Here is a 25,202-nt window from a genome sequence, read left to right on the forward strand (position 1 = left end):
GGGGAGTCCCCCAAAGTGCGGACTGTCTTCCCTGAGAACGAACGCATAGCTTCACAGGAATCTCATGCGAACCACGGACTGAGCCAGGAGTGCCCTCTTTGAACCGTGCAACACCGAACACCGACCCGAACCCAACCCCCCATCGCTTCACCCGCGTCCTGACCGCCGGCATCGCCGTCGCGGCCCTCGCGTGTGGCGGTCTCGCAGTCGGGGGCGCGGCCTCCGCGGCTCCGGCCGGGATCTCGGTGGCCGACCTCAAGCTCTCCGCCCCGCTCCGTGACGCCAAGCCGACGAAGACCGTCGCCGCGTTCGTGCGCACGACCGGCCAGGGTGCCCTCGAAGTGGACGCCAAGGCGAAGGGCGGGGACCTGACGAAGTCGCGGACCCAGTCCTCCGCGGCCAAGAACCGCGTCGAGGCGATCCAGTCGACCGTCGCCGCGGTGCGGTCGGCCGTCAAGCGCGCCGACGCCGACGCGACCGAGCTCTACTCGACCGAGTACACCGTCCCCGGCGTCGCGGTCGTCGCCGACGTCGACGCGTTCCGGCAGATCGCCGAGCGCTCCGACGTCGAGAGCATCATCCCGCTCACGCCGAAGAAGATCGTCGAGCCGACGGTCAACGAGAACGCCGACGCCGCTCCCTCGGGCGTCGACCCCAGCCTGGTCCAGCCCGGCGCCGACGGCGTCGCGCCGAAGAACGCCGCGAGCGACGTCTACACGCGCTCGCTCAACGCCTGGCAGCAGACCGGGCACACCGGCAAGGACGTCAACGTCGCCGTCCTCGACACCGGTCTCGACTACACGCAGGCCGACTTCGGTGGCCCCGGCACCACCGAGGCGTACCAGCAGGCCCTGGCGAACGCGAGCAGTGGCGCCCCGGACCCGAGCCTGTACGACGCGTCGAAGTTCCTCGGCGGGTACGACTTCGCCGGTGCGACCTACAACGCCGACCCGTCGGACCCGGACGCCTACGACCCGGTGCCGGCTCCCGACGACAACCCGATCGACGGCAAGGGCGGCGACCACGGCACGCACGTGTCCGGCTCGATCGCCGGCTACGGCCTGACCGCCGACAAGCAGCAGTTCGACGGCGACTACACCAAGCTCACCACGCAGCAGGTGCAGGACATGTGGATCGGTCCGGGCACCGCGCCCGAGGCCGGCCTGTACGCCCTGAAGGTCTTCGGTGACAACGGTGGCTCGACCGACGTCACCGGTGCCGCGCTCGACTGGGTGGGCCAGGCGCTCACCGAGGGCAAGGACATCAACGTCCTGAACCTGTCGCTCGGCTCCGACTACGGCGCGCCGGACGACCCCGACAACGCCAAGATCGACGCACTGACCGCTCGCGGCGTGCTCCCCGTGATCGCCTCGGGCAACGCCGACGACTTCACCGACATCGGTGGCTCGCCGGGCAACGCCGAGGGTGCGCTCACCGTCGCCGCGAGCGCCACCGGCCAGTCGCTGTACGACGGCGTCCAGGTCACCGCACCGGCCGACGTCGCGAAGACCTACCGCTCGCAGTACTCGTCCAACTTCAAGGGGACCCTGCCCGTCGAGGGCGACGTCGTCGTCCCGACCGCGAACATCGACGGCTGTGCAGCGTTCAGCGCCGCCGACGCCGCGAAGATCAAGGGCAAGGTCGTCTGGCTGAAGTGGACGGACGCCGCGCTCGAGTGCGGTTCCGCCGTGCGCTTCGGCAACGTCCAGGCCGCTGGCGGTGTCGGCGTCCTGCTGGCGGGCACACTCGACACGTTCGAATCCGGCATCGGTGGCAACGCGACCATCCCGGGTGCCGAGCTGACCGCGAAGAGCGTGGCGAGCCTCCAGGCCACCGCCAAGGCGGGGACCCTGCACGTGCGCTTCGCGGACGAGCTCAAGGGCTTCGAGGTCGCCATCGAGGCGGACGCCGTGAACACGCTCGCGTCGTTCACCAGCCGTGGTGTGCACGGATCGTTCGACGACATCGTCAAGCCGGACATCGCCGGCCCCGGGGTCAACGTGATCTCCGCGGCCAACGGCACCGGTGACGGCCGCATGTCGATGAGCGGTACCTCCATGGCCACGCCGGACGTCGCGGGCATCGCGGCGCTGACGTTCCAGTCGCACCCCACATGGTCCGCCCCGCAGGTCAAGGCGGCCCTGATGAACACGGCGACGCACGACGTGAAGGACGGCAACCGTTCGGCCACCCTGCTCCGCCAGGGCACCGGTCGCGTGGACGCACTGCAGGCGGTCACCGCCGGCACCACGGTCCGCAGTGCCGAGAACGACCAGCTCGTCACCGCGTCGTTCGGCGTCGTCGAGGTCGCGAGCGGGACGAGCGAGACCCGCACCCTGCAGATCGACAACACCGACAGCACGGCGCACACGTACAACGTGTCGTACCAGCCGCAGGTGTCGCAGCCGGGTGTGACCTTCGCGCTCAGCTCGAAGCAGGTCACGGTGCCCGCCAACGGCACCGCGTCGGTCACGCTGACGTTCTCGGTCGCCGACGCGACGAAGCTCCGCCGGGTCATCGACCCGACCCAGGAGGCCGTCCAGCAGGGCTACCAGCGCGAGTTCGTGGCCGCCGCTTCCGGCATCGTGGCGTTCGCGCCGACCGACAGCTCGCTCAACCCGATGCGCCTCGGGGCCTACGTGGCCCCGAAGCCCGTCAGCGCTGTGCGGGCCCGGACCACGGTCTCGTTCACGGGACCGGGCAAGTCGGCCTCGCTGACGCTCAAGGGCCGCACGCTCGACCAGGGCGGACTGACGACCGGCTACCACGCCGCCGTCGCTCCGTTCGTGCTCGGCGGCACCGACCCCGCCCAGGCGTTCCCCGAGGGTTCGGCGACGCGCTCGCTGCAGGCGGCCGACGTCCGTTCCTACGGTGCGTCGTACGACAAGGCGTCGGGAACCCTGGCGTTCGGCGTGCAGACCGCTGGTCCGGACGCGAACCCGGGAGCCGTGACCAACGTCGAGGTCCTCATCGACACGGACCGTGACGGCGAGCCCGACTTCCTGGTGTACAACGCGAAGTCGGCTGCCGTGGACGCCACGTTCGCCACGACGGTCGACCTGGCGAAGGCCGCCCTGGACGACCCCGACGTCGACCCCGTCGTCGACGTCCAGCCGCTCAACGGCGGTGCGCCCGGACAGGACGTGAACACCTTCGACAGCTCCGTGAAGGTGCTGACCGTCGCTGCGAAGGCCATCGGTTCGTCGAAGAAGTTCGACTACACCGTGCTGACGGAGTCGGCCTACGCCCCGGGTGCTGCCACCAGCGGTTCCTCGGTCGTGGACGAGACGAAGACGGCCACGTTCGACCCGTCGAAGCCGAAGCTGTCGTTCTCGCAGGACGGCACCACCGGCGTGCTGTTCGCCGACGCCGACTCGCTCACGGTCACCCGTGCCTCGGGTGTCACCAAGGCGACGGTGCTGCTGCTCCACCTCGACAACGCGGCGGGCAAGCAGGCCGACACGTCGACCATCAACGTGGTCCCGCCGAAGCTCGCGCTGGCGAAGGGGAGCAAGGTCGCGGTGAGCGGGACGGCGAAGGTCGGCTCGACCCTCACCGCGAAGCACGGCACGTGGAGCACGACGAAGGCGACCTACAAGTACCAGTGGCTGCGTGACGGCAAGGTCGTCAAGTCGGCAACGGGTACCAAGTACAAGCTCGGCTCGTCCGACGTCGGGCACCGCGTCAGCGTGCAGGTGACGGCCCATGCCTCCGGGTACAAGGACGGCACGGCCAAGTCCGGGGCGACCGCGAAGGTCACGCGCCGCTAGGACAGGGAGCACGCGCGGTTCACGCGCCACATGGTGAGCAGAAGAGGTCGGGTCCCGAGTGGGGATCCGACCTCTTCTGCTCACCAAGCGCGGGGCAGCCTCCTGAACGCGTGTTCGGGACAGGTAGTTAGACAAACTAGTGAAGTGGTGCCAGTGTGGCTCCCATGCAGAGCACGCTGAACCAGCTCCGGTCCAACCCGGTCGAGTGGCGCCGTCGTGGACTCACCCCGCCGGACGTCATCCAGGCCATGATCGAGCAGCGCCTGGCCGAGCCGGGGCACTCCCAGCCCGTCGGCGACCCGTCGTACCAGGACTTCTTCCGGAGCTGATCCGCGTCGGCCGGGCGATTCGGGACGCACCGGCGGACAGACGGGAGGCGCGGTGCCAGCTGGCACCCCTCCCTCGCAGGCTCGGTCGGCGCGCCCCGCGCAACGCTTCGCGTTGCCGCTGAGCGGAACGCGCCCGTTCGTCTCCGGTGACGTCTCGGACGTCACTCGCCGATCGTGCCGCCGGCCGCGTCCTCGGCCCTGCCGATCTGGTCGCGTCCGACCGTGCTCCGACCGATCCGGACGGACATCGAGGTGCGCTCGATGTGGACAAGCGGCCCGCCGTCCACAGGACGTCACAGCGGGTGACGCGCAGGTGACCAGCCGATAGACTCGGGTGGACCACCGGCCCGGACGGCCGTGTGCGGTCCTCCGCCAACGTGAGGAGAACCAGATGCCCGCAGCAGTCATCATCGGAGCCCAGTGGGGCGACGAGGGCAAGGGGAAGGCCACCGACCTCCTCGGCTCCCGCATCGACTACGTCGTGAAGTTCAACGGCGGCAACAACGCCGGCCACACCGTCGTCGTCGGCGGCGAGAAGTACGCCCTGCACCTGCTGCCCTCCGGCATCCTGACGCCCGGCGTGACCCCGATCATCGGCAACGGCGTCGTCGTCGACCTCGAGGTGCTGTTCCAAGAACTCGACGCCCTGCGTGCCCGCGGCGTCGACGTCTCGAAGCTCCTCGTGTCGGCCAACGCCCACGTCATCACGCACTACCACCGCACCGTCGACAAGGTGACCGAGCGGTTCCTGGGCAAGCGCCAGATCGGCACCACCGGTCGCGGTATCGGCCCGACCTACGCCGACAAGATCAACCGCGTCGGGATCCGGATCCAGGACATCTTCGACGAGAACATCCTGCGCCAGAAGGTCGAGGCGGCGCTCGACCAGAAGAACCACCTGCTGGTCAAGGTCTTCAACCGCCGTGCGATCGACCCGGAAGAAGTCGTCGAGTCGCTGCTCTCGTTCGCCGAGCGCCTGCGCCCGATGGTCGCCGACACCGCCCTCGAGATCCACCGTGCGCTCGAGCGCGGCGAGACCGTCCTGTTCGAAGCCGGCCAGGCCACCATGCTCGACGTCGACCACGGCACCTACCCGTTCGTCACCTCGTCGTCCGCGACCGCCGGTGGCGCCGCGACCGGTTCGGGCATCGGCCCGGGCAAGCTCGAGCGGATCATCGGCATCGTCAAGGCGTACACGACCCGCGTCGGCGCCGGTCCGTTCCCGACCGAGCTGTTCGACGAGTCGGGCGAGTTCCTGCGCGCCAACGGCTTCGAGTTCGGCACCACCACCGGCCGCCCGCGCCGCTGTGGCTGGTACGACGCCCCGATCGCCCGCTACACGGCACGCATCAACGGTGTGACCGACTTCGTGCTCACCAAGCTCGACGTCCTGACCGGGCTCGAGACGATCCCGGTGTGCGTCGCGTACGAGGTCGACGGCGTCCGCGTCGACGAGGTCCCGGTCAACCAGTCCGACTTCCACCACGCGAAGCCGGTGTACCAGGAGTTCCCGGGCTGGACCGAGGACATCACCGGAGCCCGCACCTTCGACGACCTGCCGAAGAACGCGCAGGACTACGTCCTGGCGATCGAGGCGATGTCCGGCGCACGGATCTCCGCGATCGGTGTCGGCCCCGGCCGTGACGCCATCGTCGTGCGGCACGACCTGCTCGGCGACGACGAGCGTGCCGACCAGCGCGCCGGCGAGCGCACCGACGCAGCGTGACGATGCGGATCCTGTTCGTCTGCAGCGGCAACATCTGCCGGTCGCCGCTCGGCGCGCAGGTCCTGACGGCACGACTCGGCCCGGACGCCCCCGCGTTCGTGGTCGAGTCGGCCGGCACCATCGCCGACGACGGTGCCGCGATGGACGGCGCCGCGGCGGAGCAGTCCGTCCGGCTCGGGGGTGACCCGTCGGCCCACCGGTCGCGGTACCTGACGGCCGAGATCGTCGCGAGCGCCGACCTGGTGCTGACCGCCGAGCGATCGCACCGTGCGGCCGCCGTCTCCCTGGCGCCGCGGGCATCCAAGCGGACCTTCACGATCAAGCAGTTCGCGCGGGTGCTCGCCGGCCTCGAGCCCGGTGACCTGGCCGACGTGACGACCCCGCAGGAACTCGTGGAGCGTGTCGCGCGGCTGCGTGGAACGGTCCCGCCGCCCGCCGACCCGGCGGACGACGACGTGGACGACCCCTACCGTCGCTCGACGGCGACCCACCAGCGGGTCGCCGACGAGATCGACGTGGCCCTGACGGGCATCGCGGACGCATTGCGCGCCGTGGTCTGACCCCCTGACGGACAGGAGGCCCGGTGTCAGCTGACACCGGGCCTCCCGTTTGTCTGGACTGCTCGTGTTCTGCGAGTGATAACGATTCTCAGTTGCATGTAAGGTCGCTGTGGCAGCGCGCAGCGCTGCGTCCCCGCCTCTCAGCAGATCAGGAACCCATGCGTCCACGCTTCCTCATCGGTGCGCTCGCGCTCGCCGTGATCATCCCCGGCGCGCTCCTCGTGCGCCCCGCACCGCCCTCGCCCGCCCGACCGCTCGCGGACTCCGTCCCCGCCTGGACCGCACACGCGGAGCGCGGCGACCCGGTGACCGCCGACGAGTTGTCCCTCACCGTCCTCCTCGACCCCGTGCACCTCGACCGCGCCCCGGCCGTGGCGACCTGGTTGCGCGGTGCCGGGCTCCACGTCGGCCCCGTCGAGCGCTCGATCGCATCCCTGCCCGTTCGCGGGACGGCCGCGCGCATCGCGGACGCCTTCCACACCTCCTTCACGCGGTGGGACGTCGCCGGACAGAGCGCCGTGGCACCGGTCCGCGCCCTCGCCGTGCCACGCGGGCTGACCGCCGTCGTCGGCGTGTCCGGAGCCGTTGACTCTGACGCCGTCCGACCGACCGAGACGACCACTGCAGCAGCGGCGGCACCCACCCCGGCACCGGGTGAGACCGTCCCGCGACCGCCGGTCCTGGCCGACGACGGACAGTGCGCCGCATGGTGGGGCGAGCGCCTCACGACGGACTGGCCCGCATCGGTGCCGGTCACGCACCGATCGAACGCGCTGTGCGGGTACCAGCCGGGCCAGTTGCGCGAGGTCCACGACGTGCCGGCCGGGTACACCGGACGCGGCGCGACCATAGCGATCGTCGCCGCCTACGACGACCCCGACGTCGAAGCGAACACGGACACCTACTTCCGGGCGGCGGGCGCCCAGCCGTTCCGCTCGGGGCAGTACCAGCACCACGCTCCGGCGTCGCCGGACACCTCCCGCTGCGGCGGGCCGCAGAGCTGGACAGAGGAGCAGCACCTCGACGTGCAGGCGGTGCACGCGATGGCCCCCGACGCCGACATCGAGTACTGGGGTGCCGACGACTGCAGCACCACCTCGTTGTTCTCGCGGATCCTCGACGTCGTCGAACACGGCAGTGCGGACGTCATCAGCCTGTCGTTCGGGTCCACCGAGGACCTGGACACCGCGGACGACCGGACGCTGCTGAACCGGGTGCTCGTCGAGGCGGGGGCCCGGGGCATCTCGGTGTTCGCGTCCTCTGGCAACGACGGCGACAACAGCGCCGTCGGTGACCACGACTCCGGCCCCGACGTGTCGTCGCCGGCGTCCAGCCCGTACGTGACCGCGGTCGGAGCGACCAGCACCGGGCTCGCCCGTGACGGTTCCGTCGCGGTCGAGGCTGGTTGGGAGACCGAGACCCGCTTCGCGCGCAACGGTGCCCTCATCCCGCCGGGCTTCGCGTACGGCGCCGGCGGCGGCCAGTCCGACGTCTACGGCCGACCGACGTGGCAGCGCCAGCTGCTCGACGAACCGGGGACCGGGCGACTCGTCCCCGACGTCGCGTCGATCGGCGACCCCAACACCGGCTTCGTCGTGTACGGGCCACACAAGGGCGTGACCGGCTACGTCACGCACGGCGGCACGAGTCTGGCGACCCCGATGGTCGCCTCGATGGTCGCCATGGCCAAGGCCGCCACGGGGGTCCGGATCGGGCTCGTCACGCCGATGCTCTACGAGATGCTCGGGACCGACGCCGTCCGCGACGTCCGCCCCGCTTCCGCTGCCACCTGGTCGCCGCGCGGGCCCGATGCCGGAGCGCTGTGGCCCGAGACCCTGTTCCTCTGGGACACCGGTCGGCAGGGACTCCGGTCCGCACCCGGCTGGGACGACGTGACCGGGGTCGGCGTCCCCGCCGGCCGCGCCTTCTTCACCGCGTTCGCCGAGGAGGCCCGCCGATGACCGATCGTCCACGCACCAGTTCCGTCATCGCGCTCGCGGCCTCGGCGCTGCTCGGCATCGGCCTCGTGGCGCCCATGCTCGCGCTGCCGGCCAGCGCGGACACCGCGGCCGACGGCGCCACCCTCGCCGCCGCGTCGGGCGTCGAACTGACCGACATCGACGGTGGCACGCTCACCGCACCGACCCCGGCCGTGCGCTGGGACTCGGGCGACCCGACGGTGGCCCGGGTCGACACGACGCAGGACGTCCTGAAGCTCAACACCACCCGCACGAGCGGTCTGCGCTCGGAGGCCGGCCCGGACGGGGCGACCTCGACGATCGCGAGCGGGGAGTTCACCCTGCGCGATCGTCCCCCCGTCGTGTTCACCGGACTCCGCGCCGCGTGCACTCCCGGCGGCACCCCCGCGGTGTCGTTCGACCGCCTGACCATCAACGGCGACGACGTCACCACCGAGGCCACCGCGACGCCCGGGTGGAGCCGCGACCTGCCGGAGTCCCGTTACGGCGCCACCAAGGTCGTCGTCGGTAGCACCACGACGGCCGCCGACGGCACCACGACGACGGTCGCGCTCCGCATCGACGCCGAAGCCGGTGCCTCCGAGATCTGGCGCGTCCGTGCCGGATCGGTCTCCTGCGCGGCGGGTGACCGCTGGCCGGCACCCACCCCGACGCCGACGCCGACGCCCACCCCGACCCCGGCTCCGACGCCTGATCCCGCGCCGCAGCCGACCCCGGCCCACGGCGACGCCCTGGCCACCCGGAGCGTCAGCGGTGTGCAGGTGACTGCCCCGGACGGAACCGTGCTCATCGACGGGCAGCCCACGGTGACCGGCGTCGCGAAGCGCACCGCCGACCGGGTCGACGCTGCCGACGGTTCCCCGTCGACCGCACGTGGGGTCACCGTCTCGACTGCGGCGGACGGTACTTCGGACGTGCACCTCGACTCGTTCGAGCAGATCCCCGACCGGGCCTCGGACCCGGTCGCGGAGTACCGCTGGCCAGCGCTGCGCGTGTACGGCCTCGACGCCCACCTCACGCCGGAGGGGACGATGACCGTGGACTTCGCGAACGAGTCGAACGCGGTGTTCGTCAACGGGGTGTGGATCAACACCGCCACCGACCTGTACACCGGCGTCGACGCTGACGGCAAGGAGCGGGTCAGCGTGGCCTTCGGGGAGCGCACGGTGCACGCGGACGGCAGCACGACCCTGACCGCGCTGCACTACCGCGACCTGACGGGGGCGCACCCCGACGTGCGGCTCGGCGCCGTCACGATCCCGGCGAGGGCGAGCAGCCCGACGGACGCTCGGGTCACCGCCGCCTTCGGGGTGGGCGTCCGGGGGACGGACGGTACGGCGCTGGTCGCCCCGCAGCCGCGGGTCACCAGTGCCGGGGAACACCGTTCCGCCGCCCGCATCGACGCGACCGCCGGCTACCCCGCCCGGGCAACCGACGTCACGGCGGCGATCGGGGACGACGGCGACACCGCGACCATCTCGGTCGGGCACTTCGAGCAGATCCCGGACGAGGCCACCGACCCCGTCGCCGCCTACCGCTGGCCGGCACTCCGCGTGAACGGGTTGCACGCCGAGGTGACGGCGGCCGGCACGATGACGGTCTCCTTCGACGACGAGTCGAACGCCGTGTTCGTCAACGGGGTGTGGATCAACACCGCCACCGACCTGTACACGGGGCTCGCCCCGGACGGGACCGAACGGGTCCGCGTCCACATCGGCGAACGGACCGAGAACCCGGACGGGACCGTCACGCTCACGGCGCTCCGCTACGAGGACCTGACCGGGACGCACCCCGACGTGCTGCTCGGCCAGGTGACGTTGGCGGCGGCGCAGCCCGCCCCGGACCCGACCCCGGGAGGGGGCGGCACCACGCCGACACCGGAGCCGCACGACCCGGCCATCGCACGCTGGCACGCCTTCGCGCTCCGGGCATCCGGACCGAGCGACGTCCCGGCACAACCCGTCGCTGCGCCCGCCGCCGACGGCACCACCGTGACCGAGCGGGCGGACGAGGTCGGGGACGGCGCCACCGGACAGCTGCGTGTCGACGGGGTCACGGTGCGGTCGGCGAGTGACCGCGGCGAGGTCCGACTCGAACGGGTCGTCCTCTACCCGGGCACGAGCATCGCCGGCGAGCTCCGTGACGTCCGTGTCCGGGTGACCCACGGCGGTGCCACCGTGACGACCGCGGGTGGGCAGATCGCGGGCACCACCATCCCGGCGGGCACGATCCGGGCGAACACCCGGATCGCCCTGCCCGGCGGGCTGGGGAAGGTCGTGCTCAACGAGCAGCGGACCCGCGGGCGGGACCGGACCGTCACCGCGCTGCACCTGAGCGACCCCGCCGGGTTGGCAGCCGACGTGTCGGCAGCGGTGGTCACCACGGCAAAGGTCGATCCGCCCGCGAACGGCGGGAATGGCGGGCAGGGCGGCGGCAGCGCAGCCGGAGGCCCGGGCAACGAAGCGGCTCCCGGTGCCCTGACGCCGGACGGCACGAGCCCGGCCGGTACGAGCGGTACGAACGGCATCGGGACGGGCAGCGGAGACCTCGCGTTCACCGGTGCCTCGCTCCTGCCGGGCCTCATCGCGGCGGTGCTCCTGCTCGGTGCGGGTACCGCGATGGTGGCGCTGCGGCGTCGACGGCGCGTGCGCTGACCGCAGGCCCGCGGGATCGCGGGACGTCAGGCCCGGTGCCGGTCGGCACCGGGCCTGACGTCCGCCGCGTGGGGGAGGCCCGCGCGACCGCCACGTGCGAGGATGACTCATGCCCGTCGTCGAGTCCCGCTGCGTCGTCCCGGTCGAGCCCGACGTGGCCTTCGCCGTCTCGCAGACACAGGGGGCGATCCGGAAGCGGTGGGACCCCTTCATCCGCCGCCAGTACCTGATGGACGGTGCGACCGTGCCGGCGAAGGGCGTCCGGACGTACACGGTCCAGCGGTTCGGGCTGGCGATGGAGAGCGAGTACGTCTCGTACCACCCGCCGTCGAACGTGGGGATGAAGATGACGAAGGGCTCGTGGTTCTTCGAGCGCATGGGCGGGGGCTGGCGCTTCACGGCGGCCGAGGGGCAGCGCGGACACACCCTGGCCGTCTGGCGTTACAACTTCACGTGCCGGCCGAAGTGGCTCGCGCCGATCGCCGAGCGGATCGGCGTGCTGGTGCTGCAGCGGGACATCGACCGGCGCATCCTGGGGTTCGCCCGCGGCTGCGAGGACCCCGTCGTCCTGGCCCACGTGGCCGCCCAGCGCGCTGCCTGACCGGACCCGCGAGACGCCGGCGTCTGCGCACGACGACGGCGTGTTCAGGAGTGCCGAACCGAGCGAAAGGCACTTGCATCCTTCGATGGAACTCCCGCAGGTGCATCCCGAAGCCGGTCGTCCCCGAGCGCCCGGCTTCCTAGCGTCGTCTGCATGACGAACACCACCGAAGTCCGGCCCACCGCCGGCACCGCAGCCCGCGACCGAGGGGGTGTCCGCGGCCCCATCGCCCGGCACCCGCTCACGTCCTTCTTCACCATGGCACTCGGCCTGAGCTGGCTCGCGTGGGTGCCGTACATCCTGTCCCCGCACGGCATGGGCGTGTGGGACATCCACTTCCCCGAGGTCCTGGGCAGCGCGCAGTTCACGGGCGTCCTGCCCGGTGCGCTCCTCGGCCCGTTGGGCAGCGCGTTCATCGTCACCGCGGTCGCCGACGGTCACGCGGGGCTCCGCCGCTGGGTGGGACGGCTGTTCCGCTGGCGGGTCGCCTGGTACTGGTACGCGCTGGCGCTCGTCGTCGTGCCGGCCCTGATCGTCGTGTCCGCGCTGCCGTTCGCCGGTGGTGACGTGCGGGCTCCCTCGGCCCTGGCCTTCGCCATGCTCGTGCCCGGCCTGATCATCCAGCTGTTCTCGACCGGCCTGAGCGAGGAGCCCGGCTGGCGCGACTTCGCCCTGCCCCGCCTGCAGCACCGCTTCGGAGGCCTCGGCGCCGCAGCGATCCTCGGCCCGATCTGGGCGCTCTGGCACATGCCGCTGTACTTCAGCGACTGGGGCGGCTGGCCGAACGCGCACTGGAGCGAGCCCGTCGTGTTCGCCCTGTTCACCATCACCTTCAACGTCGTGATGATCCAGGTCTTCAACAAGACCCGCGAGAGCCTGCCCCTGGCCCTGCTGCTGCACGTCGGCGTGAACAACACGATCTCGACGCTGTTCCCCGAGATGTACCCGAGCATGACCGCCGGCACGCTGATGATCGGCCTGACGATCATGTCGACGATCGCCGCCGTGGTGCTGCTCGCCGTGACCCGTGGCCGCCTGGGCTACGACCCCGCCCGACGCGCCCTGCCCCTCGACGCACCGGTCCCCACCCGCGCCCGCCTCGTAGGATCCAACGATGGCACCCGCTGAGCACGACGCGCTGCGCGCACCGGCCGAGCCGGCAGCACAGCGCGCCCGCCGCGTCGACGTCTTCGTCGCCCTCGGCACGGCCGTCGTCGCACTCGGGCTGCTGCTCGGCCTGCCGCCCCTGGACGCCCTCGAACCGGACGGCCCCGCCCTGGCACTGGGGGTCCCTGCAGTGTTCTCGGCCGCCTGGACCGTCCTGGCCCTCGGCCTGCTGGCCCAGTCGGCCGCCCTGCTCGCCGCCCGTCGGGCACCGCGCACCGTCCTGATCGTGGTCGCCGCCCTGACGGTGGTGGTCGCGGCGCTCGCCCCGGCGTCGTCCGACCTGTTCGGCCTCACCGCACTGCCCGTGGTCGTCGCCGTCGTCCTCGCCGCACTCCGCGTCCCGCTGGCCCGCCTCTGGCCGACACTCGTGGTCGCCGCTGCCCTGGTGGCAGCCGGCAATGTGGTGCTGGCGGTCGCCGGTGACACCACGGCCGCCGTGTCCGGCTCGCTCGGGCAGGGCGTGCTGCAGGCGATCGGCGCGGTCGGCCTGCCCCTGCTGGTCACCCTGCTCGTGCAGTCCCGCCGCGAGGTCCGCGTCGCCCGCACCGCCGAGGCCAGCGCCGTGAACCGTGAGCAGGACGCCCTGGTCGACGCCGCGGTGTCCCGCGAACGTGCCGCGATGGCCCGTGAGCTCCACGACATCGCCGCGCACCACCTGTCCGGCATCGCACTGATGGCCGCCGTCATCGACCGGCAGATCGACGCGGACCCGGAGCGTGCCCACGAGGGCGCCCGCCAGGTCCGCGAGCAGAGCACCGCCGTGCTCGAGGACCTGCGCCGCCTGGTCGGCCTGCTCCGCGACGACGCCCCTGCCGAGCGCGCCGTCGAGACGGTCGCCGGCATCGTCGACCTGGCCGAACGCGCCCGGTTCCGCAGCGACGTCCGGCTCGACGTGCTGCCGGGGGAGCGTCCGCTGGCCGACGGCGTCGGCCCGCTCGCGCAGCTCGCCGCGTACCGAACCGTCCAGGAGGCACTGGCCAACGCCGCCCTGCACGCCCCGTCCGCCCCGTGCACCGTCACCATCGACGACCGCGACGCGACCCGGGTGGTGATCCGGGTGGAGAACGCACCGGCCACCGTGCCGGCAGCGGGGACCTCTCCCTCGGGCGGCAACGGCCTGCGGGGGATGCGCGAGCGGGCGGACCTGGTCGGGGCGCGCCTCCAGACCGGCCCGACCGCGACCGGCGGATGGCTGGTGGAGCTGGCGCTCGGCCGGGAGGCACCTGCCGCACCCGCGCAGGCCGCCGACGGCACCGGGGTGGTCGCGTGATCCGCGTGCTGGTCGCGGACGACCAGCCCCTGGTCCGCGCCGGGGTGTCCGCGCTCCTCGGTGCGGAGCCGGACATCGAGGTGGTCGGCGTGGCCGCCGACGGCGGCGAGGCGCTCGCGCTGGCGCGCGAGACGCGACCCGACGTCGCCTGCCTGGACATCCGGATGCCGGTGATGAACGGCATCGAACTCGCCCGGATCTTCTGCGCGCCGGACGCCGATCCGGCGATCCCCGCGCTCATGCTGACGACGTTCGACCTGGACGACTACGTGTTCGGGGCACTCGAGGCCGGGGCCTCCGGGTTCCTGCTCAAGGACGCGGAGCCGGACACCATCGTCGGCGCCGTCCGGCAGGTCGCCGCCGGGAACGGCACGCTCGACCAGGCCCTGACCCGGCGGGTGCTGCGGGAGTTCGTGTCGCGGCGGAGCCTGCAGCCGGTGTCCGGCGACCGGGCCGACGGCGTGCTGACCGCCCGCGAGCGCGAGGTGCTCCTGCTGCTGGCGCAGGGGATGTCGAACGAGGAGATCGCCGCTGCGCTCGTGCTCGAGGTGTCGACCGTCAAGTCGCACCTGGCGCGGATGCTTCCGAAGCTCGGGGTGCGGTCGCGGCTGCAGGCCGTGGTGTGGGCGTACCAGAACCGGATCGTGACGGTGCCGGAGCAGTCGTAGCGGCCCCGGTGCCCGCCGGCGGGCTGCGGTGTCAGCCGGCGGGCCGTGGCTCCGCGGCGCCGGGGACGACGAGCTGCCAGACGTCGTCGTCTCCGTCGTGGGAGAGGTACAGGCGGAAGGTGCCCTCGTCGGCGAGGGGGTCGCCCGAGAGGTACTCGACCGGTTCGCCGCTCGTCTCGCACTGGTCCGAGGTGCTGATGACCTGGATCGTGTCGCCGGGGGCGGCGGCGTCACCCTTCGTGACGTCGGTGACCGTCGCCTCGTACACCTCGTAGATGCCCTGCGGTTCCACGGTGCGGTCGGTCTTGGTGACGTCGGCGTCGACGACGAGTTCAGCGGCGTCGCGGCGTTCGGCCGGGGTCTTCAGCTGGACGTAGTCGGTGCACCCGGTGCTCTGCACGTTGTCGTCGTTGCTCGAGTTCGTGGGGGCGCCGGTGCCGCTGCCGACTTCGGGGGCGCAGCCCGCGAGGGTGCCGCCGAGCACCACGACGAGTGCCACGACCGGTGCGATCCGTCCCCACTGCATGGGGCGAGTATGGCTCACGACGCGACCGGGGGCTAGCCCGCTGCGCCCTTGGCGCCCTCTGCGGCGATGTGGATCGCCTGCTGCATCCGGATCGAGACCTTCTTCGACATCGCGACCGTCGGGTGGACGCCGTCGTAGGTGCGCGAGGACGGCCAGCCGCCGTCGAGCCGGCGGTCGGCTGCCCACGGGTCGACGAACATCCAGCCGCGGGTGAGTGCGTGGTTCTGCAGGTCGCGGTTCAGGATCTCGCCCTGCTTGCGGCGGTCGATGTGCTTCTTGCTGTAGTTCGTGATGTTCGACGGGGCGATCGCGGCGATCACGACGTGGCGCGCGCCGACCTTCTTCGTGATCTTGTCGATGTTGTTCAGGATCGACTTCGTGCTGTACCCGTAGCGCAGGTCGTTCGTGCCGGCCATCACGACGAGGACGTCGGCATCGTGCGCCGAGCTCCGTTCGAGGATCCGCGTCGAGGTGGCTCCTCCGATCGAGGTGCCCCCGACGTTGGCCATCGTCGGGTCCTTCAGCTGCCGCATCCACGAGGCGTCCATGGCCGTGAGCGAGTCGCCGGCGTAGGTGAACGTCAGCTTGCTCGGTGTCGGAGCGGGCGTCGGGGTCGGCACCGGTTTCGGCGTGGCCGTCGGGGCGGTGCTCGGCGCCGGGGCGCTGGTCGGAACGGGCGTGGGCTCGCTCGGCTGGCTCGGCTGGCTCGTCGGCTCCGTGGTCGGGGACGGTGCCGGAACGTCGGTCGGCGTGGGGGCGGGGGCGCTCGTCCCGGTTCCCTCCACGGCGGTCGCGGTGTTCGGGACTGCGGCGAGCAGGGTGCCAGCGAAGACGGCGACGGATGCGGCTGCGGCGATGAAGGGCAGGCGGGAGGAGCGCTGGTGGTGAGGCAACGTGAGCTTTCGTTTCGGGTGCGAACTTCACCACCCTAGAAGTTCCGTGACATGTCATCGTCCCCCAGGTCTGGGGGGCCGCACGGCTCGCGCTCCGCGGACAGACAGATCGTTTCCCGTGCTACACGATCCGGTCGCTGTCCGGGGAACGCACGTTCCCGTTCGGGGGACTGTGCGCGGGCGCGTCGGGCTGGTGCAGTGTATGCATGCACATCGAAACGCCGCCGGTGACCACCCCCGACGACCCCGCCCTGCGGGGTGAGGTCATCCACGGGATGATCACGGCGCTGCGTTCCCGTCCGCTGCACGAGGTGACCCCCGACGTCGTCGCGGCTGCGGCCGGGGTGGACACCGACGTCGTCGGCCGCACGTTCCCGAGCTGGGACGGCCTGCTGCTGGCGACCATCGACCGGTGGAACGAGGACCGTACCGTGCCGCTCATGCCCCTGGCCGAGCAGCACGGCACCATCCGGTTCCTGCGCGCGATCGTCACCGCGAACGTGGCCGACCCGTCGCTCATGCGGTTCCTGACGGCGACGCTGAACATCGCGGCATCGCCCGAGCACCCGCTCGCGCCGATGCTGCACGTCCGGTGGCGACGCTTCCACGCCTTCGTGCAGCACGCCCTGGAGCGCGACGTCCTGCTCGGGCGTGAGCCGAGCACGATGGAGCCGGCCCGCGGCTCGGAGCAGCTGCTCGCGACCTACGAGGGACTGCAGCTGCAGTCCATGGTGCGGCCGGAGATGGACCTGCTCGAGGCCTTCGACCGCGCCGTGACGCGCCTGCGCGAGGGCTGGTCCCGCGCGTACGTGCCGCCCGTCTGGGACCTCGCCCGGGTCGGTTGACCCTCCGGGTGGCTCGTCGGGCCGCCCCCACAGACCGAGGACGCTAGGGCGTCCGAGGGCAGACGCTCACCGTCTGCACGCGTCGCCGCACGATTCGGGTTCGAGCGGCGGCGCGTACCAATCGCCGCGAGACGACCGTGCATTCCCCACTGGTCGCCGGTCGCTCGTTCCGCGCCGTCAGTCCGCGTGCATCGCGAGCGGTCGCTCGGTGTCCACCTCGACCGGCTGCCGGCGGATCGCGATCACCGTGACGTCGTCGTCGTGCGGCACCTCGTCGGCTCGGGCCGACAGCGCGAGGACGACCGCATGAGGATCGCGGCCGGCGCGGGCGATCGCGGCGACGGAGTCGATCGTGTCGTCCAGGTCGTCGTACAGGTCGAGCACACCGTCGCTGAACGAGACGAGCAGGTCGCCCGGTTCGAGGGTGCCGTCGGTCGTCGCCCACTCCTCGCGGATGCCGAGCCCGAGCGGCATGTCGCCGGACCGGAGCCGGTCGACGTGCCCGTCGGCCCGCAGGACGAAGCTCAGTCCGTGCCCGGCATCGGCCCAACGGAGCGTGCCGTCGTCGGAGATCCGGGCGTGGAACAGCGTGGTGAAGGCGAGGTCGGGACCGACACCCTCGGCGGTCAGCCCGTCGGAGGCCCGCTTCAGTGCCTCGCCGGGGTCCTCGACGGTCCGGGCGCTGCGCAGGGTCGCGCGCACCGCGGCCGCGATCAGCCCCGCGCCGACGCCCTTGCCCATGACGTCACCGAGACTCACTGCCACGCCGGTCGGCGTCGGGTACCAGTCGAAGAAGTCCCCACCGACGCTCCGGGCCGGCAGGCAGGCACCGGCGACGACGACGTCCTCGGTGATGCGGCCGGTCGTCGTCGGGAGCAAGGACCGCTGCACCGCGGCTGCCCGGTCGATCTCGGCGCGGACCTTGCCCTCGCGCGCCTCGGCGGACCGCAGACTCCGTCGGGCCCGGCGGGAGAGCTCGTGCACGACGACGGCGACGGTGCCGAACACGACGACGAGGATGCCCAGACGGACGAGTTCACCCGCGCCGGGCGCGTCGGACGGGGTCAGGACGTAGGGGGCGAGGATCACGACCACGATGCCCGCGATCGCGAAGAGCACGGTGCGACGGCCCTCGAGCGACGCCCACCAGACCACCGGGAGCACCACGATCGCCGTGAACAGCGAGGAGCCGGAGCCCGTCCCGGTGCGCAGCAGCGCGATCGTCAGGAAGTCGACGGTGAGCAGGACCGGCACCACCCAGGCCGCGCGGCGCACGAGTGCGGGGATCGCGCTCATCAGCGTCGCGACCACGACGCCCACCACACTCGCGACGAACAGGTGGTGCTGGGTGATCGGCAGCGTCGGCATCACGACGCTCAGGAACGCCGACAGCGCCAACAGGCCGCTGATCGGAGCCTGACGGACGAGAGGGTTGTCGACGATGCTGGTTGGGCGAGTCATGCTCAGTGCAGGCTAGTGGTCCGCGCTGCCGAGCGACCGCCCCTGACCCCATCTGGGGACGCAGCCCTGGCCGCTCAGCGCGGCCAGGTGGCGACGACCGCGACCGCGTTGAACAGCACGTGCGCCAGGATCGCGCCGCCGATGCGGTCGGTCATCGCGACGAGCGTGCCGGTGAGCAGGCCGAGCAGGAACGTGGTCACGAACACCTGGAACCCGCCGAGCGACGTGCCACCCGCACCGAGCAGCAGGTGGAGCAGCGCGAACAGGAACGCCGTGACCAGCACCGCGAGGAACCGGGTGCGGGGCGTGAGCTCGGCGGCGAGCCGGCGCTGGAACAGCCCGCGGAACACCACTTCCTCGAGCACCGGGCTCACGACGACGATGCCGATCGCCGACACGAGCAGCAGCCCGACGTCCGGCGTGCCGAGGGACGGCGCGGGGACCAGCCCGGTCGTCCCCGTGAACGCGAGCGACATGACGACGTCCACCGCGCGGCACACGATCACGATGCCGATCGCGAAGACCACGATCCCCAGGTCGAGTCGCAGCCGCGACGCCATGGCCGATCGCGGCGTCCGACGGAGCACCACGGCGGCCGCGACGACGAGCGGCACCCACACGGCGGCGTCCGCGCCGAGCACCTGCAGGACCGGCGAGGGGATGCCCCCAGTCCGGGTGACCTGTCCGACGATCCGGGTGAGGATCACGGCGACGCCGAGTGCGACGAGGATGACGATGAGGTCCCGCTGTCGCCGCACGCTGGGCTCGGTGGTGGTCGTGGCCGGCTCGGAGCGCATGGGGCCACCGTAGAGGACACCGCGCGGCGGATGGCGACTTCCCCCGAGCAGTACTCGTTCCTGTGGCACTATTTGTATGCCGTGCGCTGGGAGTACCCCGGCGTGCCTGTGTCGGGACCACGGGGACGGCCATGATCGGGGAAGGCAAAGGCGTGGAACTCCGCGACTACATCACGGTGCTCCGCAAGGGATGGGTGCTGATCGTCGTACTCGCCCTGGTGGGAGTGGCCGCAGCCGCAGGGTTCTCCCTGCTGAAGAAGCCGGTCTACTCGGCATCGGCGCAGGTCTTCGTCTCCACGGAGACGTCCGGCAGCGCCAGTGACCTGGCGCAGGGCAACACGTTCACCCAGCAGCGGGTGCTGACGTACTCGAACCTGGTGTCGACGCCGATCGTGCTGCTGCCGGTGATCTCGTCGCTCAAGCTCGACATGAACGCGGACCAGCTCGCGACGATGGTGTCGGCGACGGCGCCGACGAGCACGACCCTCATCTCCATCTCGGTGGAGGGCACCGACCCGGTGCAGGCCGCCGACATCGCGAACGCGACCTCGCAGAGCCTGACCAACGTCGTGCAGGACATCGAGGCCACCGACGCGAGCGGCAAGAGCACCGTCAAGCTCACCCGCGTGAAGCAGGCCGACGTGCCGAGCGTCCCGGTCAGCCCGAACGTGCCCGTCAACGTGGCGCTCGGTCTGCTCGTCGGGCTCGCCCTGGGCATCGGCATCGCCGTGCTGCGCCAGACCCTGGACAACCGGATCCGCACCGAACTCGACGTCGAGAAGATCAGCGACAAGCCGGTCGTCGGTGGGATCGCCTTCGACGCCAAGGCCGCCGAACGTCCGCTCATCGTGCAGGTGGACCCGCGCAGCCCCCGTGCCGAGTCGTTCCGCACGCTCCGCACCAACCTGCAGTTCCTCGACATCGGCACCGGTGCCCGCACCTTCGTCATGACGTCGTCGATGCAGTCCGAGGGCAAGAGCACCACCGTCGCGAACCTGGCGATCGCCCTGGACAGCGCCGGGTTCCGCGTCATCCTGATCGACGCCGACCTGCGCCGCCCCCGCGTCGCCGAGTACATGGACGTCGAGAGCAACGCCGGTCTGACCGACGTGCTGATCGGCCGCGCCGACCTGGAGGACGTGGCCCACCCCTGGGGCCGCGGCAAGCTCGTCGTCCTGCCCGCCGGTCAGATCCCGCCGAACCCGTCCGAGCTGCTCGGCTCGCGCGCGATGCAGGACCTGATCGACCTGCTCGAGCAGCAGTTCGACTACGTCCTGTTCGACGCACCGCCGCTGCTGCCCGTCACCGACGCGGCGATCCTGGCCAAGAAGGCCTCCGGCGCGATCGTCGCGGTCGCCTCGGGACAGACGCTGAAGGGTCAGCTCGCCGCGGCCGTCGCCACCCTCGAGAACGTCGGGGCCCCGGTCTCCGGCTTCGTCCTGACGAAGATGCCGCTGAAGGGCCCGGGCGCATACGGCCACGGCCGCTACGGTTACGGCTACAGCTACGGCCACGACGAGGACGACAACACCGTGACCACGTCGACGCACCCGCCGAAGCGTTCCGGCAAGAAGCTGGGCGTGCTCCGCCGCGCCGGGCGCTGAACGGGGCCGATCAGATGACGAATCGCCGGGGGACCCGAAGCCTCGGCCGCGCACTGCCCCGGACCACGTTCATCCTGGTGGCCGTCGTGGTGGTGGCGCTGATCGTCGTCGACGTCGTGCTCGTCGCGCTCGCCCTGGGCCGGACAGCGCCCGAGGAGAACGGGCCCGCCGGCCCCATCCCCACCTTCTCGGGAACGCCCGACCGGCGTGAGACACCGCGACCGAGTGCGTCTGCGGACGCAGACGCCGCCTCCACCAAGCAGCAGGGTCGCCGCCTGCTGGCAGCGGTCGACGGTCAGGAGGCGTGGCGCGCGTCCGGTGGGTCGTGCGGCGGCCCGCGGCCGGTGCTGGAACACTCCGTGGACGGCGGGGCGACGTGGGTCCCGGTGGGACTCGGGACGGATGTCGGATCGCTCATGGCGATCCGGGCCTCCAGTGCGGAGCTCTCGGTCCTGGTGGGTGTCGGCGACGACTGCACCACGACGGCGCGGACCAGCACCGACGCCGGCGTGACGTGGGAAGCCGGGGCGCCCGGCGCCGCCGGCGCCGGCATCAGCACCGACGGTGTCGTGCTCGCGAGCGGGACGGAGCAGGCGCCGTGCGGCGACCCGATCGACGCGTTCCAGGGTGAGAAGACCGCCGTCGTCATCTGCGACGGCCAGCTCGAGTGGCGCACCGGCGATGCCGCCTGGGTCGACGTGCCGATGGGCGGCGTCCGTTCGATCGGCGTCGACGGTGGCAACTACACGCTCGCCCGCGTCGGTGCAGCAGCGTGCGACGGCGTGCAGATCGAGACCATGTCCGCTTCGGACGTGACGCCCTCGTCGTCGACCACGCCGATCGGCTGTGCCGACGGCGCGGACACCGACAACACCGTCACCATCGACCGTGCCGGCCAGGACGTGTGGCTGTGGGACGGCACGACCGTGCGGGTGTCGTCGGACGGTGGCGCGACGTGGTGACCGGGTCGTCCTCGTGACGGCGGATGCGCTCAGCGCACCACGCGCCATCGGTGCCACCGACGAGTGGAGCCGCACGTACTCGCGCCGTGTGCTCTTCACCGACCTGCTGGCCCTGATCTGGGTGGTCTTCGGTGTGCAGATCGCCTGGCTCGGGCTCGAATCGAACCTGGCGACCAACACCGCCGACCTGCGGCTCAGCTACTCCGCGATCTCCATCGTCGTGATCGTCGTGTGGATGAGCGCGCTCGCCCTGTACGACACCCGCGGTGCGCGGGTGATCGGCGTCGGCAGTACCGAGTACCGCCTGGTCGCTGACTCCAGCGTCCGCGTGTTCGGCCTGCTCGCGATCGCGGCGTTCCTGCTGCACGTCGACCTGGCCCGCGGCTACGTGCTCATCGCGTTCCCGATCGGGATCCTCGTCCTCCTGCTGTCGCGGTGGATCTGGCGGCAGTGGCTCGTGGCCCAGCGTCAGCAGGGCGCGTACTCGGCGACCGTGCTGCTCGTCGGGTCTCCGGCCAGCGTGCTGCACATCGGCCGCGAACTCGCTCGTTCCCCCGAAGCCGGCTACCGCGTGGTCGGGGCGGTCGTGTCGACGAACCACCGAGGTCTGCTGACGGGTTCGACCATCCAGAGCCACGGCGGCTTCGACGACGTCGGCTCCGCGCTGCGTGAGACCGGCGCCGACACCGTCGTGATCACCAGCTCCGACGACCTGCCGCCGGAGCGCGTCCGTGAGCTCAGCTGGTCGCTCGAGCCGGGCCGGCAGCACCTGGTGGTCGCGCCGAGCCTGACCGACATCGGTGGTCCCCGCATCCACACCCGGCCGGTGCAGGGCCTGCCGCTCATCCACGTCGAGACACCGACGTACTCGGGGCGCAAGCTCTACACGAAGCGCGCCTTCGACCTGATCGGTGCAGGGTTGCTCGTCGTCGTCCTGTCGCCGCTGCTGCTCGTGCTCGCCGTGCTGGTGAAGACCACCTCGACCGGTCCGGTCTTCTTCCGGCAGGAGCGCGTCGGCCTGAACGGCAGCACCTTCCGGATGATCAAGTTCCGTTCGATGGTCGTCGACGCCGAGGAACGCCTTCAGGAGCTCAGCGCGCTCGACCGTGCCGAGGGCAACGACGTCCTGTTCAAGATGCGGAACGACCCCCGGGTCACCCGGGTCGGCGGGTTCATGCGCCGCTACAGCCTTGACGAGGTGCCGCAGCTGTTCAACGTGTTGACCGGCAGCATGTCCCTCGTCGGACCCCGACCTCCGCTGGCACGCGAGGTCGCCCGCTACGACACCCACGTCCACCGTCGGTTCCTGGTGAAGCCGGGCATGACCGGCCTGTGGCAGGTGAGCGGTCGGTCCGACCTGTCATGGGAGGATTCGGTGCGGCTCGATCTGTACTACGTGGAGAACTGGTCGATCGTGGCCGACCTCCTGATCCTCTGGAAGACCTTCAAGGCAATCGCCAACAGCCGGGGTGCGTACTAGATGGTTGATCACAACGACGTCCGGCCCGACGGCGGGGACGAAGCCACTCCCCGCGACACCCTGCTGGCTCTTCCCACGGTGCGTGCCGCGGGCGTACCACTGGTCGCGATACCCGGCTCGAAGATCCTCGACGAGCTCAGACTCATCGCCGATCATCTGGACGACGCAGGCGTGCCGGTCCATTTCGTCAACGCCTACACCGTCTCGTTGACCGCTGACGAGCGCTACTTGCGCTTGTTCCAGTCGGACGGGCTGAACATCGCCGATGGGACGCCCCTCGCTTGGATTGCCCGTCGGACGAGTGGCCAGGTGGCACATCTGCGTGGTCCAGATGCGTTCCGTGAGCTGCTTTCGTCGGACCCGTCGCACGGCATCCGGCACTTCCTTCTCGGCGGAAGTGATGCTTCGCTGGCCCGTCTCGAAAGCGCGATCGCGCGCGACTACCCCGACGCAGTGGTGGTGGGGTCGTTCAGCCCGCCGTTCACTGACTTCGGAACGAGCGATCGAGAACTGATCGACTCGTTGATCCGGGAGTCGAGGGCGAACATGCTGTGGGTCGGTATCGGGACTCCCAAGCAGGACTACGAGGTCCAGCGACTCGCCGAGCGGCACCCCGCAGTCGTGTTGGCGGTTGGAGCCGCCTTCAACTTCGTGTCCGGAGACGTGGTTGAAGCTCCGAGACTGTGGCGCCGGACGGGCCTGGAATGGTTGTACCGGCTCTTCCGTGAGCCACGACGCCTCTGGCGACGGTACTTGCTGGGCAACGTGAAGTTCCTGCTCCTCGCACTTCGGAGACGACGTGGCTGAGGCAAGCGCGGACGTCGTGGTGATCAGCCAGCTTCCTCCACCGGTGCACGGATCGACCATCATGACGCGGACGTTCCTGGAGGTACTTCACCGCTCCGGCCTGCGGGCGGTCCTCGTGGATCGTCGCTTCAGCAAGTCAGTCGACGAGATCGGCGGTACGAGCCTCAAGAAGGTCCTCAGCGCTTTCTCGCTTCTGTTGCGACTCGGGAACGCACTCCGACGCAACCGAGGAGCGGCGGTGGTGTTCTTCACCACCAACCGGCCGCCATCGTTCTGGGTCGATGTGATGATGAGCGCAACGCTCCAGGTGCTGCGCCGTCCCTACATCGCGTACGTGCACACGTCGGGGTACCAGGAACTCGCTGACCGAGGCGCAGGACAACGCCGCGGGGTCGCGCTCCTCCTCGGCGGTGCTGCGTCCGTGGTCGTCCTCGGGGAGTCGATGGTCGCTGACGTACGGCGGTTCAACGACTCGATCCGCACGATCCCCAACGCCGTGCCGGAGCGGCAGCGGAAAGCCACACCTGTGGCCGAAGCATCGTCAATCGTCTTTCTGTCGAACCTCATCCCCGGCAAGGGTGCGGAGGACTTCATGCGCATCGCGAACCGATGTCTGGACAGCACGCCGGGATCGCGCGCGGTCGTGATCGGGCGTGCTTCGTCGGACGAGTACCTCGACGGTCTCCGAGCGCTCCTCAACCCGCACGTTCGCGATCAAGTGCACTTCACGGGTGCTCGGTTCGATGAGGACCGCGACGATGTTCTCTCGACAGCAGCCGTGCTCGTCTTCCCCAGCACCTACCGCTACGAGGCACAACCGTTGACCGTGTTGGAAGCGATGCGGTTGGGTGTTCCGGTCGTCGCCTACGACGTCGGAGGCCTCCGCGATGTCATCGAAGACGGCAAGAACGGATTCCTCGTCGGCTTGGGCGACTGGGAGGCGGCGTCTGAACGTTGTCGGGAGATCCTGTCGTCACAGCGTGATCGCGAACGCCTCGCAGCCGGAGCCCTCGCAACCTCGCGTGAGCGCTTCGGACTCGCCCAGTACAGCGCCGCATGGGTCGCGCTCCTCGAGCGAGGTGTGTGACGTGGCGGGCCGACGA

General features: G+C 71.1%; 20 protein-coding genes. 16 read left to right on the forward strand and 4 right to left on the reverse strand.

From position 1 onward, the window contains the following. Positions 1 to 98: 98 nt before the first annotated feature. The 10 genes from QRN49_RS09800 to QRN49_RS09845 all read left to right on the forward strand — a co-directional run bounded on the left by QRN49_RS09800 (position 99) and on the right by QRN49_RS09845 (position 14,724). On the forward strand, positions 99 to 3,770 hold the full coding sequence (locus tag QRN49_RS09800) for a S8 family peptidase (protein WP_284755426.1): 3,672 nt from the start codon (positions 99 to 101) through the stop codon (positions 3,768 to 3,770). A 164-nt stretch (positions 3,771 to 3,934) separates the two neighbouring features. Further along, positions 3,935 to 4,099, forward strand: a complete 165-nt coding sequence (locus tag QRN49_RS09805) for a hypothetical protein (protein ID WP_156155336.1) — start codon at positions 3,935 to 3,937, stop codon at positions 4,097 to 4,099. Positions 4,100 to 4,490: 391 nt separating this feature from the next. Beyond that, positions 4,491 to 5,825 (forward strand): adenylosuccinate synthase, encoded by a 1,335-nt coding sequence (locus QRN49_RS09810; protein ID WP_017886319.1) that lies wholly within the window; start codon positions 4,491 to 4,493, stop codon positions 5,823 to 5,825. A gap of 2 nt (positions 5,826 to 5,827) precedes the next feature. Beyond that, positions 5,828 to 6,385 carry an arsenate reductase/protein-tyrosine-phosphatase family protein gene (locus tag QRN49_RS09815; RefSeq protein ID WP_284755673.1) on the forward strand — a complete coding sequence of 186 codons (558 nt, stop codon included), beginning with the start codon at positions 5,828 to 5,830 and terminating at the stop codon, positions 6,383 to 6,385. Between the two features lie 158 nt (positions 6,386 to 6,543). Next, positions 6,544 to 8,346, forward strand: a complete 1,803-nt coding sequence (locus QRN49_RS09820; RefSeq protein ID WP_284755430.1) for a S53 family peptidase — start codon at positions 6,544 to 6,546, stop codon at positions 8,344 to 8,346. Continuing rightward, positions 8,343 to 11,018 carry a hypothetical protein gene (locus tag QRN49_RS09825; RefSeq protein ID WP_284755432.1) on the forward strand — a complete coding sequence of 892 codons (2,676 nt, stop codon included), beginning with the start codon at positions 8,343 to 8,345 and terminating at the stop codon, positions 11,016 to 11,018. The genes QRN49_RS09820 and QRN49_RS09825 overlap by 4 nt, the downstream gene beginning before the upstream one ends. Positions 11,019 to 11,127: 109 nt before the next feature. Further along, complete coding sequence (locus QRN49_RS09830) at positions 11,128 to 11,619, forward strand: SRPBCC family protein (RefSeq protein ID WP_284755434.1); 492 nt, start codon at positions 11,128 to 11,130, stop codon at positions 11,617 to 11,619. A gap of 153 nt (positions 11,620 to 11,772) precedes the next feature. Then, entirely contained in the window at positions 11,773 to 12,747 is a 975-nt protein-coding gene (locus QRN49_RS09835; protein WP_284755436.1) for a CPBP family glutamic-type intramembrane protease, read from the forward strand. Continuing rightward, positions 12,734 to 14,056 carry a sensor histidine kinase gene (locus tag QRN49_RS09840; protein WP_284755438.1) on the forward strand — a complete coding sequence of 441 codons (1,323 nt, stop codon included), beginning with the start codon at positions 12,734 to 12,736 and terminating at the stop codon, positions 14,054 to 14,056. Before QRN49_RS09835 ends, QRN49_RS09840 begins: the two co-directional genes overlap by 14 nt. Further along, positions 14,053 to 14,724 (forward strand): response regulator, encoded by a 672-nt coding sequence (locus tag QRN49_RS09845; RefSeq protein ID WP_284755440.1) that lies wholly within the window; start codon positions 14,053 to 14,055, stop codon positions 14,722 to 14,724. Before QRN49_RS09840 ends, QRN49_RS09845 begins: the two co-directional genes overlap by 4 nt. Before the next feature lie 31 nt (positions 14,725 to 14,755). Here the strand turns inward: QRN49_RS09845 and QRN49_RS09850 are convergent, their stop codons facing one another. Continuing rightward, positions 14,756 to 15,250: a hypothetical protein gene (locus tag QRN49_RS09850; protein WP_284755442.1), complete on the reverse strand. Its 495-nt coding sequence runs from the start codon at positions 15,248 to 15,250 to the stop codon at positions 14,756 to 14,758. A 32-nt stretch (positions 15,251 to 15,282) separates the two neighbouring features. Then, positions 15,283 to 16,143 (reverse strand): SGNH/GDSL hydrolase family protein, encoded by an 861-nt coding sequence (locus tag QRN49_RS09855; RefSeq protein ID WP_284755444.1) that lies wholly within the window; start codon positions 16,141 to 16,143, stop codon positions 15,283 to 15,285. Positions 16,144 to 16,349: 206 nt separating this feature from the next. On the opposite strand from QRN49_RS09855, the gene QRN49_RS09860 reads away from it, so the two are divergent. Further along, positions 16,350 to 16,988: a TetR/AcrR family transcriptional regulator gene (locus tag QRN49_RS09860; protein WP_284755446.1), complete on the forward strand. Its 639-nt coding sequence runs from the start codon at positions 16,350 to 16,352 to the stop codon at positions 16,986 to 16,988. Positions 16,989 to 17,165: 177 nt separating this feature from the next. Here the strand turns inward: QRN49_RS09860 and QRN49_RS09865 are convergent, their stop codons facing one another. Continuing rightward, a complete protein-coding gene (locus QRN49_RS09865; RefSeq protein WP_284755448.1) occupies positions 17,166 to 18,449 on the reverse strand; it encodes a PP2C family protein-serine/threonine phosphatase in 1,284 nt (427 codons plus the stop codon). A 74-nt stretch (positions 18,450 to 18,523) separates the two neighbouring features. Beyond that, complete coding sequence (locus tag QRN49_RS09870) at positions 18,524 to 19,246, reverse strand: CPBP family glutamic-type intramembrane protease (protein ID WP_284755451.1); 723 nt, start codon at positions 19,244 to 19,246, stop codon at positions 18,524 to 18,526. Between the two features lie 152 nt (positions 19,247 to 19,398). Between QRN49_RS09870 and QRN49_RS09875 the strand changes: the two genes are divergently transcribed. The 5 genes from QRN49_RS09875 to QRN49_RS09895 are packed head-to-tail and all read left to right on the forward strand — an operon-like array spanning position 19,399 to position 25,186. Beyond that, positions 19,399 to 20,850, forward strand: a complete 1,452-nt coding sequence (locus tag QRN49_RS09875; RefSeq protein ID WP_110864273.1) for a tyrosine-protein kinase domain-containing protein — start codon at positions 19,399 to 19,401, stop codon at positions 20,848 to 20,850. A 14-nt stretch (positions 20,851 to 20,864) separates the two neighbouring features. Further along, positions 20,865 to 21,812: a beta propeller repeat protein gene (locus QRN49_RS09880; RefSeq protein ID WP_209136437.1), complete on the forward strand. Its 948-nt coding sequence runs from the start codon at positions 20,865 to 20,867 to the stop codon at positions 21,810 to 21,812. After that, positions 21,796 to 23,292 (forward strand): sugar transferase, encoded by a 1,497-nt coding sequence (locus QRN49_RS09885; protein ID WP_284755453.1) that lies wholly within the window; start codon positions 21,796 to 21,798, stop codon positions 23,290 to 23,292. Before QRN49_RS09880 ends, QRN49_RS09885 begins: the two co-directional genes overlap by 17 nt. Then, positions 23,293 to 24,099 carry a WecB/TagA/CpsF family glycosyltransferase gene (locus QRN49_RS09890; RefSeq protein ID WP_194654037.1) on the forward strand — a complete coding sequence of 269 codons (807 nt, stop codon included), beginning with the start codon at positions 23,293 to 23,295 and terminating at the stop codon, positions 24,097 to 24,099. After that, the gene (locus QRN49_RS09895; protein WP_284755457.1) at positions 24,092 to 25,186 is read left to right on the forward strand and encodes a glycosyltransferase family 4 protein; all 1,095 of its coding nucleotides are present in this window, start codon (positions 24,092 to 24,094) and stop codon (positions 25,184 to 25,186) included. The genes QRN49_RS09890 and QRN49_RS09895 overlap by 8 nt, the downstream gene beginning before the upstream one ends. Positions 25,187 to 25,202: the final 16 nt, after the last annotated feature.

It is taken from the genome of Curtobacterium sp. ME-Dv--P-122a (genome assembly GCF_030209645.1).
Classification (GTDB): domain Bacteria; phylum Actinomycetota; class Actinomycetes; order Actinomycetales; family Microbacteriaceae; genus Curtobacterium; species Curtobacterium flaccumfaciens.

Coding starts and splice junctions, on each gene's coding strand:
- QRN49_RS09805 (WP_156155336.1), top strand. CDS start 3,935: ATGCAGAGCACGCTGAACCAGCTCCGGTCCAACCCGGTCGAGTGGCGC.
- QRN49_RS09810 (WP_017886319.1), top strand. CDS start 4,491: ATGCCCGCAGCAGTCATCATCGGAGCCCAGTGGGGCGACGAGGGCAAG.
- QRN49_RS09815 (WP_284755673.1), top strand. CDS start 5,828: ATGCGGATCCTGTTCGTCTGCAGCGGCAACATCTGCCGGTCGCCGCTC.
- QRN49_RS09820 (WP_284755430.1), top strand. CDS start 6,544: ATGCGTCCACGCTTCCTCATCGGTGCGCTCGCGCTCGCCGTGATCATC.
- QRN49_RS09825 (WP_284755432.1), top strand. CDS start 8,343: ATGACCGATCGTCCACGCACCAGTTCCGTCATCGCGCTCGCGGCCTCG.
- QRN49_RS09830 (WP_284755434.1), top strand. CDS start 11,128: ATGCCCGTCGTCGAGTCCCGCTGCGTCGTCCCGGTCGAGCCCGACGTG.
- QRN49_RS09835 (WP_284755436.1), top strand. CDS start 11,773: ATGACGAACACCACCGAAGTCCGGCCCACCGCCGGCACCGCAGCCCGC.
- QRN49_RS09840 (WP_284755438.1), top strand. CDS start 12,734: ATGGCACCCGCTGAGCACGACGCGCTGCGCGCACCGGCCGAGCCGGCA.
- QRN49_RS09850 (WP_284755442.1), bottom strand. CDS start 15,250: ATGCAGTGGGGACGGATCGCACCGGTCGTGGCACTCGTCGTGGTGCTC.
- QRN49_RS09860 (WP_284755446.1), top strand. CDS start 16,350: ATGCACATCGAAACGCCGCCGGTGACCACCCCCGACGACCCCGCCCTG.
- QRN49_RS09865 (WP_284755448.1), bottom strand. CDS start 18,449: ATGACTCGCCCAACCAGCATCGTCGACAACCCTCTCGTCCGTCAGGCT.
- QRN49_RS09870 (WP_284755451.1), bottom strand. CDS start 19,246: ATGCGCTCCGAGCCGGCCACGACCACCACCGAGCCCAGCGTGCGGCGA.
- QRN49_RS09880 (WP_209136437.1), top strand. CDS start 20,865: ATGACGAATCGCCGGGGGACCCGAAGCCTCGGCCGCGCACTGCCCCGG.
- QRN49_RS09890 (WP_194654037.1), top strand. CDS start 23,293: ATGGTTGATCACAACGACGTCCGGCCCGACGGCGGGGACGAAGCCACT.